Raw genomic sequence first — 12,657 nt, 5'->3', positions numbered from 1 at the left:
TGAGTGCATAAATTTAAAACAATCTAGATAAAATGATTAAAAATCATATGATTTAAGCCGATTTTTTAAGCAAGCTTAGCAAATTGTTGATGAACTTGGGATGGCGTAAATAGCCTTCGATTAGATGAGGATGAGCAAGATCGGTGGTGATTTGCTTGTTGATAATAGCGGGGGTAAAAGCAAATGGTTTTTGATTCAGTGGGAAAGCACTCAGAAAATCAGCATCTGAATAAAAATTGATCCAATCGCCATATAAAGCTGCAGGCCGTTGAATAGGTTGCTGCAAATGACACTGAATAACGCGAAAGGCAAGTGGTGAACCGAGGGTAATTAGTGCTTGAATCTTAAGTTCGGGGTGTTGAATTAAATAATTATAGGCAATCACGCTGCCTAGAGAGTGGGCAATCACAATATTGGGTTTCGTACCGTGTAAGTGCTCATGCAGACGCGTATGCACGGTGTGGATGAAGTGTGGATTGGATAAATATAGATACGCTTCCATCAAAAAACGATGAATAAAGCTACTATGCAGCTCAGGGAAGTGGTTGATTAAACTAGCTAAGTCACGTAAGGCCAGATCTTTGCCGAGGAGGCTGATGTATTTAATTTTATTATTGAATGAGAGTTCATCTGAAATTGTGAGCTGAGGGTTTTTAGAAATTTCAGCTTGATGTTCGATATTGGGTGCAGCGGTGTGCGTCAGGTGAATAGGATGTAAAAAAGAAAAAGGAGACCAATGTTGTGGCATGAGGGTGCTGGCATTGAGGGTGTTTTCTAAATGCTGACGTGTTAGAAGATCTCCATAAAAGGCCAGCCGACTGTGCCGCTGAAGATAGGGAAGGTCATCTGCGCGGCCAAGTTCGCTCAGTACCTGTTGTAAGATCACAAGCCAATGTTGAAGCAGGGTACGTGCAGTCTTGTGCTGCTGATTCATCCCATGAATCCATACAATATTCATCGTGCATGCACCGATGATGTACTTGATCAAAACAGTATAAAAAAAAGAGCGACCGAAGTCGCTCTTTTTAACAATACGGATTAAGATTTCTTGTGATAAAAGGTGTAATAACTGGCATAACATACTGCAATAAACAATAAACAACCAAAGAAGCTAATACGCATACTTGGATCAAACACCATACTGACGCAGGTGATAAAGCAGAAGATAAAGCCAAGGATTGGCACAATAGGAAACAGCGGCGCTGCAAAACCTAATTCTTCTTTTTTACGTCCTTGTTTATACCATTGGCGACGGAAGTTAAATTGGCTTAAGCAAATACTCATCCAAACTACTACCATGGTAAACGCTGCAATACCTAAAAGGTTTGTAAAAATGGCTTCAGGTGCAAACTGTTCAGACAGTAAACCCGGCATACCGCCAATCATGGTCACGATAACTGCCACGTAAGGGACACCACGTGCATTGATTTTTGAGAATACTGCTGGTAATTGCTTTTGATAAGACAGCGACCACATCATACGCGAAGCAGCAAATAGTCCAGAATTCGCAGCAGATAGCAACGCAGTGATAATCACAAAACGAATGATATCTTCAGCATAAGGAATGCCAATGTGCTGGAATACGGTCACAAATGGACTGCTACTCACGCCTTCAGCTGCTAAACCTGCTTCTTGATGCGGAAGGAGTGAAGTCACGACCAAGATGGTACCCACAAAGAAAATCAATAAGCGGAAAATCGCAGTATTGATGGCTTTGGGTACATTCTTAGCAGGATCTTTGGTTTCACCCGCAGCAACACCAATCAGCTCTGTACCAGAAAATGCAAAGTTCACGATCAACATGGTGGTAAAGATAGGGAACAAGCCTTCTGGGAACCAACCCTGAGCCGTTAAGTTGCTAAATAAAGGCGCAGCTTCATAGCCTCTGTAGCCAATCACGCCAAAAATAGCGAGTAGACCCAATAAAATAAAAATAACAACGGTGATAACTTTGACTAAAGCCAACCAAAACTCAGATTCTGCGAACCATTTGGTCGAGATCATATTTAAACTAAATACAAAAGCACCAAATATTAAGGTCCACATCCACATTGAACTATCTGGAAACCACTCCTGCATGAGCAGTGCAGCAGCTGTAAACTCGGTTCCTAGCGTGACCGACCACGTTAGCCAGTACAGCCATGTGATGGTATAACCTGTACCTGGTCCGATATAGCGTTTGGCATAAGCACCAAATGAGCCAGACTCAGGCATATGAACAGCAAGTTCCCCTAAACACAGCATGACCATATATGCAATGATCCCGCCGAGGAAATAAGAAATAATGGCACCTACAGGCCCCGTTTGTGCAATGACTTCACCCGATCCTAAAAATAGGCCCGTCCCGATTGCGCCGCCAAGCGAAATCATAACCAGATGTCGAGTACTCATAGCGCGTTTTAAAGGCGCAGAATTGCCCTGATGCGAAGCATCATTCGGAGATGAGTGCATAAGCGTTAATAAGTTCAGGAATGAAGCGGGCTATTGTAGTGAAAAACTGCAAATCTGCAATGAAATAATAGTAATTATGAATAAGTGTTGATCGGATAAGATCAAGAGATGGCGTCCCTACGGGGATTCGAACCCCGGTTACCGCCGTGAAAGGGCGATGTCCTAGGCCTCTAGACGATAGGGACGTTGCGAGGTGATGCGTATATTAAGGATTAAAGGCCTATTTGTCAAAAGGGTTTTTGCTCTGTAATGGTTGAAAGTTCAAACATTAGGCAAAACAAGTAATTAAATTGAATGAATTTTTTATTGTTGCAAAAGTGAGCCCAAAAAATAAGCTTGAGCTCACTTTGCTGAAGGTACTTAGTCTTTATTATGATAGAGCCAATAGTAACTGGCATAGCAAGCCGCCATAAAGAGCAAGCAGCCAATAAAACCTGAAAGCATTTCAGGGTCAGCCGCCATACTTAAGCCTGTTGCTGTACAGCAGATAAAGCCTAGGATCGGAACGAGCGGATACCAAGGGGTACGGAATTTCAGCTCCGATAAAGCCCGACCTTGCTTTAACCATTGGCAACGAAAGTTAAACTGACTCCAGCAAATACTCATCCAGACAATTACCATGGTAAAAGCTGCAATACCCATTAAGTTCTTAAAAATGACATCTGCACCAAACTGCTCTGAGAGCAAGCCCGGCAAGCCACCGATCATGGTGACCCAAATGGCAATATAAGGCACCCCAGATTTACTCACTTTAGCAAAGAGCTTGGGCAATTGGTTTTGTGAGGACAGGGCCCACATCATACGAGATGCAGCATATAAGCCTGAGTTCGCGGTTGATAATAATGCCGTGATAATCACAAAACGGATAAAGTCTTCAGCATAGGGAATGCCCATTTGGGTGAATACAGTTACAAACGGGCTGCTGCTTAAGCCGCCATGTCCGCCCACTTGTAAACCTGTGTTGGTGTAGCTGAGCAGGGAACTAATGACAATGATAGTACCAACAAAGAAAATAATCAGGCGCCAAACCGCGGCATGAATGGCTTTGGGTACATTTTTTTCTGGGTTTTCAGTTTCACCTGCGGCAATACCAATCATTTCTGTGCCATTAAAAGCGAAATTCACAATTAATAAGGTGGTAAACAACGGAATAAGACCATTCGGTAGCCAGCCTTGCGCAGTCAAGTTGTTGAATAAGGGTGCAGACTCATCCCCCTGAAAAGGGATGATACCGAAAATACAGGCAAAGCCTAAAAGAATAAAAATGAGTACAGTTGCGACTTTGATCATGGACAGCCAAAACTCAGACTCTGCAAAAGCTCGGGTTGAACTGAGGTTTGAAATCAGTACGCCACTGGCAAAGATTAACGTCCATAACCAGATCGACGTTTGTGGGAACCATTCCTGTACCAAAATGGCTGCTGCGGTAAATTCGGTGCCGAGTGTTGCCGACCAGCCGAGCCAATACATCCACGACACCATATAGCCTGTGCCAGGGCCAATATAACGTGTTGCAAAGGCACCAAATGAACCAGAAACAGGTAAATGTACTGCAAGCTCGCCGAGGCAAAGCATGACCATATATGCGATCAACCCGCCAATAATATAAGCCAGTACAGCACCGAGAGGGCCTGCCTGAGAGATCACTTCGCCTGAGCCCATGAACAGGCCTGTACCAATGGCACCACCAAGCGATAACATGATCAGGTGGCGTGTGCTCATGGCACGTTTTAATGAGGTATTTTGCGGTGAATCAGTTGAAGACCGCGAAGGCGGCGTTGCAGATTGCATAGAAAATCAAACAATGGGCTTAAAGTTATATTCTAGTTTTTAATAAGATGAAAAATCACGTGAATTGAAATTTTCTAATGAAATCTCAGTATTAATTTAAAAAACAAATGTTTAAAGTCGACTTTTAGTGGTCAGGTGTTGGATAAGAAGGGCTGTTCTCAGCACTTGGGTGTATTTCTTCTGCAACAGGGTCTTGTTTGGTGTTGTTGGTTCCTTGTTGGACAAACCATAGATAAAAAATAGAAGGTGATAGAATCTAGGACTTACGCATTGACGGATTCAAAAAAGTATTAAAATACTTTATAAAGTATCTGTGATCAGACGAATTAAACATGCTTCTACAGCAACTTGTACTCTACCCATTTATATGGGCTTTCTCATGACAGAACCGAACTCTATTAGCTGCACACAACTTGCCGAGACTTATAACATCTCGCATGATAGTGTAAATCGCTTTCTAGAGCGTGAAGACTACACACCTCACGACCTATATCAAGAAGCAATTCAACATATTGATAATAATAAACTTATAGTCAGTATTGATGATACTGTTTTAGATAAACCGTATAGTCAGCATATGGACTTGGTTAGCTATTTTTGGTCAGGCAAACACCACCGATCCGTCAAGGGTATTAATCTCATTACCTTGTATGCGACAGATCAAAATGGTCAAAATATTCCAATTAATTTCCGAATTTATGACAAATCTGAAAGTAAAACCAAGAATGATTACTTTATGGATATGTTAAGTGAAGTACTCAGTTGGGGTGCAAAGATTCAATTTATTACAGGTGATAGTTGGTATTCATCGACTGGAAATCTAAAAACCATAAGAAAATATGGTATTCGATTTATGTTTGGTATCGACTGTAACCGTAAGGTTTCCCCAGAAAAAGGACAATGGTTTCAACTGCGTTTATTGCCGAATTTCCATCAGGGTCAAGTGGTCTGGCTCAAAGATTTTGGCTTTGTACAATTATTTAAGACTCAGTTAAAAGAACAGCAGAGGTTTTATATTGTGCATCAAGATGAAGATGATTTATTGTCCTTTGAGGGTTTTCATGAATTACATTCAAGTCATTGGAAAATAGAGCAATATCACCGGGTGATTAAACAGGTTTGTCATATTGAAAAGTTTCAAGTAAGACGATCTAAACTGATTTTGAATCATATTTTTTCAGCCTTGATGGCCTACGTTGAGATACAAAAGAACCAGTTTGAGCGGATCTTTGAAAATATATATCGTTGGCAGAAGAAATTATTTAGACCAATTATCAAAAACTTCATTGATGACTTTATTCTCGATAAAAATCATCTGCTACCACAGAGAATCTATAAGTAATAGTGCGTAAGTCCTAGAATCAATAAAAAGATTAAAAATTTCTTAAACATAACAATCAACCTTGAAAAACACGAAGCATCGTATAACTAGCGCATGGTTAAAATTGAAATGAAATATCGGTGTTCAATTAGAACTGATTAAATGAAAAGTGGTGTTTTCTAGAAATAGAATAAGATGGCGTCCCTACGGGGATTCGAACCCCGGTTACCGCCGTGAAAGGGCGATGTCCTAGGCCTCTAGACGATAGGGACGTTGCGAGGATGGCGGTATCCTATTGATCCGCCACCAGAGTGTCAAGTAGGTGCGGCGCGAGTTTGTTCAAAATATAACAGAACAGTTCGGCGGTCTTTTGAGTGTCGTATAAAGCCGAGTGGGCCTCTCTACCATCGAACTCAATCCCTGCTTGAATACATGACTTCGCAAGAACGGTTTGACCAAACATCACAGCACTTAAGGTGACGGTGTCAAATACAGAGAAACTGTGAAATGGGTTTTGATTTTTAGTCCCTGTACGTGCAATCGCTGCCTGTACAAAGCCTAAATCAAAGTGGGCGTTATGACCGACCAAGACCGCATGTGTACAGTTCTGTTGGCGACGGACTTCATTGATGGCTTTAAAAATACGTTTTAATGCTGTTTTTTCGTCTTCAGCCATGGCCATGCGCATGGGATTAAAGGGATCAATACCAATAAAGTCCAATGAGCGACGGTCTAGATTTGCACCTTCAAAGGGGTTGATATGCGCATGATGTGCAGGACCCGGTACAAATTGACCTTCTTCATTATAAATAATCGGAATTGCAGCAATTTCCAATAAGGCATCGGTCTGTGCATTAAAACCTGCTGTTTCGACATCGACAACAACAGGTAGAAAACCACGGAAACGCTGACCAATTATTGGCAATGTTTCATTTGTCACACTTTTCTCCATTGAATGGTTTTACCCGCATACAGCGGAATAATTTGTTCACCATCCAAATAGTCTAAACTCTCAGGGATGACTTGGTCTTCTTTTACGAGTGTAATTGTTGAAGTATTGCGCGGTAGACCGTAGAAGTCTGCACCAAAGTGGCTGGCAAAACCTTCAAGGCGTTCAAGTTTACCCACTTGATCGAATGCTTGAGCATAAAGTTCAATTGCCGTTGGTGCGCTGTAGCAGCCTGCACATCCACATGCATTTTCTTTGGCATTTTTAGAGTGTGGTGCACTGTCTGTGCCTAAGAAAAACTTAGGGTTGGCACTGGTTGCAACTTCGAGCAAAGTTTGCTGATGGGTTTGGCGTTTTAAAATGGGTAAGCAATAGAAGTGCGGTTTAATACCACCAACCAACATATCATTGCGGTTAAACAGTAAATGCTGCGGAGTAATGGTTGCAGCCACATTGCGGTCTTGTTCTAAAACAAAGTTAGCTGCTTCACTGGTCGTAATGTGTTCTAAAACCAATTTTAGTTTTGGAAATTGCTTTAGCAACGGAGAAAGAACTTCGTCTAAGAAACGCTTTTCACGGTCGAAAATATCGACATGATTGTGTGTAACTTCGCCATGCAGAAGTAATGGAACCTGATGTTCTTCAAGTTGCTCAATAACGGCATAGACTTTACGAATGTCGCTTACACCATTGTCTGAGTTGGTGGTCGCACCAGCAGGGTAGAGTTTAATGGCATTTACAAACTCAGAGTTTTTAATTTTTTTGACTTCTTCAGGCGAAGTTGTGTCAGTAAAATACAACACCATACGTGGGTCGAAGGCATTGCCTTCTGGTACGTGCGCCATGATGCGTTCACGGTACGCATTCGCCTCCTCAACCGTTTTAACAGGAGGTACGGTATTTGGCATACAAATAGCGCGTGAAAACTGTTGGGCTAAATCGGGAACCGTACGTTGTAATGCAAGACCATCACGAAGGTGAGCGTGCCAGTCATCTGGCTGGAGAATCGTAATCGTATTCAAGGCGATTTCTGTCAAAGAAATAAAACAGATGATAATGCATATACGGCAAAAATGGTAATGACAAATAAAGGCATCTTGTCTGATTATTATGATTTATCTTTGTAAATTTGTGTTATTTTTAAGCAACCACAAGAATTAAATCTGGTCTGGTATGGAATATAAATACAACCTCGCCAAACTTCAGTACGATAAAGAAAAAATGGAAGAGCTGATTACACGACACAACCGTCGTATTGGTCAGGTTTTTCCTCAGAAATTAGAACAAGAGTTTTGGCGATTAAACTTGGAGCGCGCGCGTCGCAATATTAATGACTTTCTTTGGTCTGGTGTTTTGGCTTATTTTATTTTTGCCATTTTAACGATTCCAGGGGATTACTGGATTATTGAGCAGTCTCATTTTAAACAAGATTTTACTCATTGCTTGCTTGGGTTGCTGAATGGTGCTATCTGTCTTTTGTTCCTTTATGTTTTTTCACATTTTACCAAGCTGAAGCCTTTTTTTGCTTATGCAGCCATGTTTGCTGTGTTTTGGGCTGTGGTCTCGACGACTTGGTTGACCATGTCAGTACATACCGAAGCTTTGCGCCATCAAGCAATGATGATTATCTGCATGATTTATGTACTGGGGTTTTTACTGACTGGGGTAAAACCAGGATATGTTTTTATCACAGGCATAGTAGCTGCTGGGGTTTCATTTTTAGTGCTGATTTCGACTTTAGTTAAGTTTGATGCGATCGTGATGGGGCGTGTGATGTTTGGTAGCTGTTTGCTGGGGTTTATCATTAGTCGTATGATTTACGCCCGCGAGCGCATCATTTTTTTAAATATTCGCCGTGCTAAAATTAGTGAAAAAATACATCGAATACATACTTCAGAATTGCTGCATTTGAGTCAGAATGATGAGCTGACGAAGATATCAAATCGGCGTAATTTTGACGAAATGATGGATACCTATTATGAGCAATCACGTCAGGATGAAACACCTTTATCCATTTTGTTTATTGATGTTGATTTCTTCAAAAAATATAACGACTGTTATGGTCACCAAAAGGGCGATGATGTGATTTCATCGATTGCAAAATCTATTAAAAATGCGATTCGGCATATGGATTTTGTGGCGCGTTATGGCGGCGAAGAGTTTGTGGTGTTATTACCTGAAACTGATGCACATGGCGCTTATGCGGTGGCTTCAAATATTTACCGAGCGATTGAACGTTTGGAAATTCCGCATCAAATGTCTGAAGTATCTCCATTTGTCACCATTAGTTTAGGGATTACGGTCTTTAAAGGTGAGGTGGATTTGAGCAAAGTCGAGTTGCTGGGGATCGCAGATCAGGCTTTATACCGCGCCAAGCGATTGGGGCGTAATCAAATTTATTACCAGCCTTTAACCACATCCCCTTGTATAGAGTAAGTCACTGAAATAAAAAAACCGCTCTTATGAGCGGTTTTTTTGACATTCAACAAACTTATTTGTTTTTGTCTTTTAACTGTGGAACAGCAGAACCCGTACCGACTGCTAATAAACCAGTATTGGTATAAATACCAAGTTTCGCACGAGTATCGGTAATGTCCAAGTTACGCATCGTTAACTGACCAATACGGTCCATTGGCGTAAACATTGAATCGCCTTTTTCCATCGTTAAACGCTCAGCTTCATAAGTGAGGTTTTCAGACTCAGTGTTCATAATGGTGTAGTCATTACCACGACGAAGCTCTAAAGTTACTGTACCAGTGATAGCTTTTGCAACCCAACGCTGTGCAGTTTCACGAAGCATTAATGCTTGAGAGTCGAACCAACGACCTTGGTAAAGTAAACGACCTAAACGTAGACCGTTAATACGGTATTGTTCAATCGTGTCTTCGTTATGAATACCAGTCACCAAGCGCTCATAAGCAATATGTAGAAGTGCCATACCTGGTGCTTCATAAATACCGCGAGATTTTGCTTCAATAATACGGTTTTCGATTTGGTCAGACATACCTAGACCATGACGACCACCAATACGGTTGGCTTCAAGGATGAACTCAACAGGGTTTTCGATACGTTGACCATTGATTGCAACAGGGAAGCCTTCTTCAAAAGTAATCGATACTTCTTCAGCTTTAACTTCTACGTCGTCTTTCCAGAACGCAACGCCCATGATTGGGTCAACAATTTTGATCCCTGCATTGAGGTATTCAAGATCTTTTGCTTCGTGGGTCGCGCCCAACATGTTTGAGTCAGTTGAATACGCTTTTTCTTTTGACATTTTGTAGTCAAAGCCGTTGTCGATCAAGAATTGCGACATTTCAGCACGACCACCTAATTCATCAATAAACGTTTGGTCTAACCAAGGTTTATAGATTTTAAGTGCAGGGTTGGTCAACAAACCATAACGGTAGAAACGTTCAATATCGTTTCCTTTATATGTTGAACCATCACCCCAGATGTTTACATCATCTTCTTTCATTGCTGTAACAAGCATAGTCCCTGTTACTGCACGACCCAACGGCGTCGTGTTGAAATACGGTACACCACCAGTTGAAATGTGGAACGCACCACATTGAATTGCAGCAATACCTTCAAGTGCAAGCTGTAAACGGCAGTCAACTAAGCGAGCTTTTACTGCGCCATACGCTTCCGCTTTTTTTGGAATCGCATCGTAGTCGTCTTCATCAGGCTGACCTAAGTTTGCTGTATAAGCATAAGGTTCTGCGCCTTTTTGTTTCATCCACAAAAGTGCAGCTGAAGTATCTAGACCACCAGAGAAGGCAATACCAACTTTTTTGCCAACTGGGACATTCTGCAAGATAGTTGCATTATCAGTCATTGTTAATCCTAACGATATAAATATAGGCACCGAGAATAGGTGGCCTGAAAGAATACATATGTCCGCGATTGTAGCACTTTTCCAAATGGTTTTTCTAAAAAATCATAGGGCTTTAAAAATATTAAAGCTCATGTGCATATCGATACTGTTGAAAAATTTCTGGATAAAATCGGTTTCTATATTGTGTGCTCAATTTTTGTCTTTTTAGTAGATGTTTAGGCTGTAAATTAATCAGAAAAGTGGTGAAGTTTGTTTGGTTTTAAATTGGTATTACCAATATTGTGTGATTTTTCCATTTTTTGAGTATTAAGCTGGATTTAAGTTCGGTGATTATTTTTCATATTATTAGACTAAAGTCTAAAATTGGCATTATTCAGATAAAAATATAAGTAAAAACAATGATGTTTATTTGATTGAAATATGATCTAGTTTGTAAAGGTAGTTAATATTGGTCATACCAATATTAACTTTTAATTGAAGTTTTACTTCATTTTAAATCAAAATAAGCCAAGTATAAGTCATTATTGGTTTGTTTCTCTTTACGGTTGCTTATATTGGTCTGTCCAATATTGGCAAAAGTGCCAATAATATGCTCAAAATTAAATCTTAGTAAGCATTTCAAGGAGATGACAATGCTTCAATGGCAGCAAATGTATGACCCGATGGGGAATATTTGGATTTCAAGTCTAATTGCACTGATTCCGATTATATTCTTCTTTTTGGCGCTCGCGGTATTTCGTTTAAAAGGCAGTGTGGCAGGTACGATCACTGTTGTACTTGCACTTCTTGTCTCTTTATTTGCCTATAAGATGCCGGTGCTGATGGCATTCGCATCGATGGCTTATGGTTTCCTCTACGGTTTATGGCCGATTGCATGGATCATTATTGGTGCGGTATTCCTGTATAAAATTTCAGTGAAGACAGGCCAGTTTGACATCATTCGTTCTTCTATTCTCTCAATTACTGAAGATCAGCGCTTACAAATGCTGTTGGTGGGTTTTGCTTTCGGTACTTTCTTAGAGGGTGCTGCAGGCTTTGGTGCTCCTGTGGCGATTACCGCAGCATTATTAGTCGGTTTAGGCTTTAAACCGTTATATGCAGCAGGTCTCTGTCTAATCGTAAACACAGCACCTGTGGCTTTTGGTGCAATGGGTATTCCAATTATTGTTGCTGGACAAGTCTCTGGTGTTGATACGATGGAAATCAGCCAAATGGTGGGCCGTCAGCTACCATTTATGGTGCCAATCGTGTTGTTCTGGATTATGGCAATCATGGACGGCTGGCGCGGTGTTAAAGAAACATGGCCAGCAGTTGTGGTAGGTGCAAGTAGCTTTGCAATTGCACAATACTTAACTTCTAACTTTGTTGGTCCAGAATTACCCGATATTACGGCTGCAATTGCATCCTTGGTTTCTTTAACAATTTTGTTTAAATACTGGCAGCCGAAGCACATTTTCCGTTTTGCAGATCAAGACGCAACGATGAGTGAAGATGTGGCTGCACAAAAACAGCAAAAATACACTGTAGGACAAATTGCAAAAGCATGGTCTCCTTTCGCGATTTTAACTGTGATGGTGACGATCTGGAGTGTGAAACCGTTTAAGGACTTATTTGCCAAAGACGGTGCATTGCATGATTTAGTGATTTCAATCAAAGTGCCATTTTTGCATCAAATGATTCAAAAAATGCCACCAGTGGTTGCTGAAATTAAAGATTATGACGCGATTTACAAGTTTGATTGGATCTCGGCAACAGGAACCGCGATCTTTATTGCAGCATTGATCACCATTGCCTATTTGAAGATGAAACCGAAAGATGCTGTGGTAACTTTTGGTGAAACTCTGAATGAGTTGAAAGTTCCCATTTATTCAATTGGTATGGTGTTGTCTTTTGCTTTTATCGCAAACTATTCGGGTATGTCTTCGACCTTGGCTTTGGCCCTTGCACATACAGGTTCAGCATTTACGTTCTTCTCGCCTTTCTTGGGTTGGTTGGGTGTATTCCTCACGGGTTCAGATACTTCTGCCAATGCACTGTTTTCAGCACTTCAAGCCACTACGGCTCAGCAAATTGGTGTGCCAGAAGTTTTACTGGTGGCAGCAAATACCAGTGGTGGTGTGACCGGTAAGATGATTTCACCTCAATCGATTGCGATTGCGTGTGCGGCGGTAGGACTGGTTGGTAAAGAGTCTGATTTATTCCGTTTTACCTTAAAACACAGTATAACGTTCACAATTATGATGGGTATTATGATTACTCTACAAGCCTATGTGTTCCCATGGATGATTCCATAACACAAATTGTGTATCA

At 41.0% G+C, this 12,657-nt stretch carries 9 protein-coding genes and 2 tRNA genes; 3 read left to right on the top strand and 8 right to left on the bottom strand.

From position 1 onward, the window contains the following. Positions 1–52: 52 nt before the first annotated feature. The 4 genes from AC4CU3_RS02525 to AC4CU3_RS02510 form a co-directional block, all read right to left on the bottom strand. Positions 53–958 carry an alpha/beta fold hydrolase gene (locus tag AC4CU3_RS02525; protein ID WP_279045517.1) on the bottom strand — a complete coding sequence of 302 codons (906 nt, stop codon included), beginning with the start codon at positions 956–958 and terminating at the stop codon, positions 53–55. 80 nt (positions 959–1,038) lie between these two features. Continuing rightward, a complete protein-coding gene (locus AC4CU3_RS02520) occupies positions 1,039–2,451 on the bottom strand; it encodes an amino acid permease (RefSeq protein ID WP_058952081.1) in 1,413 nt (470 codons plus the stop codon). 109 nt (positions 2,452–2,560) lie between these two features. After that, a tRNA-Glu gene (locus tag AC4CU3_RS02515) sits at positions 2,561–2,636 on the bottom strand. A gap of 175 nt (positions 2,637–2,811) precedes the next feature. Beyond that, the gene (locus tag AC4CU3_RS02510; protein WP_279045515.1) at positions 2,812–4,242 is read right to left on the bottom strand and encodes an amino acid permease; all 1,431 of its coding nucleotides are present in this window, start codon (positions 4,240–4,242) and stop codon (positions 2,812–2,814) included. A gap of 313 nt (positions 4,243–4,555) precedes the next feature. On the opposite strand from AC4CU3_RS02510, the gene AC4CU3_RS02505 reads away from it, so the two are divergent. Then, the gene (locus AC4CU3_RS02505; RefSeq protein ID WP_490737974.1) at positions 4,556–5,584 is read left to right on the top strand and encodes an IS701 family transposase; all 1,029 of its coding nucleotides are present in this window, start codon (positions 4,556–4,558) and stop codon (positions 5,582–5,584) included. 175 nt (positions 5,585–5,759) lie between these two features. Here the strand turns inward: AC4CU3_RS02505 and AC4CU3_RS02500 are convergent. The 3 genes from AC4CU3_RS02500 to pyrC form a co-directional block, all read right to left on the bottom strand. After that, a tRNA-Glu gene (locus tag AC4CU3_RS02500) sits at positions 5,760–5,835 on the bottom strand. Between the two features lie 20 nt (positions 5,836–5,855). After that, positions 5,856–6,515 (bottom strand): ribonuclease T, encoded by a 660-nt coding sequence (rnt, locus tag AC4CU3_RS02495; protein WP_279044198.1) that lies wholly within the window; start codon positions 6,513–6,515, stop codon positions 5,856–5,858. Next, entirely contained in the window at positions 6,500–7,534 is a 1,035-nt protein-coding gene (gene pyrC / locus AC4CU3_RS02490) for a dihydroorotase (RefSeq protein WP_010326368.1), read from the bottom strand. Before pyrC ends, rnt begins: the two co-directional genes overlap by 16 nt. Before the next feature lie 151 nt (positions 7,535–7,685). Here pyrC and AC4CU3_RS02485 point away from each other — a divergent pair, with 151 nt between their 5' ends. Then, positions 7,686–8,948, top strand: coding sequence for a GGDEF domain-containing protein (locus tag AC4CU3_RS02485; RefSeq protein ID WP_279044197.1), 1,263 nt, complete (start codon positions 7,686–7,688; stop codon positions 8,946–8,948). A gap of 55 nt (positions 8,949–9,003) precedes the next feature. Here the strand turns inward: AC4CU3_RS02485 and argG are convergent, their stop codons facing one another. Next, the gene (argG, locus tag AC4CU3_RS02480) at positions 9,004–10,347 is read right to left on the bottom strand and encodes an argininosuccinate synthase (protein ID WP_176537452.1); all 1,344 of its coding nucleotides are present in this window, start codon (positions 10,345–10,347) and stop codon (positions 9,004–9,006) included. A 626-nt stretch (positions 10,348–10,973) separates the two neighbouring features. Between argG and lldP the strand changes: the two genes are divergently transcribed. After that, positions 10,974–12,641, top strand: a complete 1,668-nt coding sequence (gene lldP, locus AC4CU3_RS02475) for an L-lactate permease (RefSeq protein ID WP_171054209.1) — start codon at positions 10,974–10,976, stop codon at positions 12,639–12,641. Positions 12,642–12,657: the final 16 nt, after the last annotated feature.

The sequence above is a fragment of the Acinetobacter sp. 802_lipA genome (assembly GCF_058242885.1).
The sequence above is the reverse complement of the archived record's forward strand: the minus strand, read 5'-3'. Positions and strand labels throughout refer to the sequence as shown.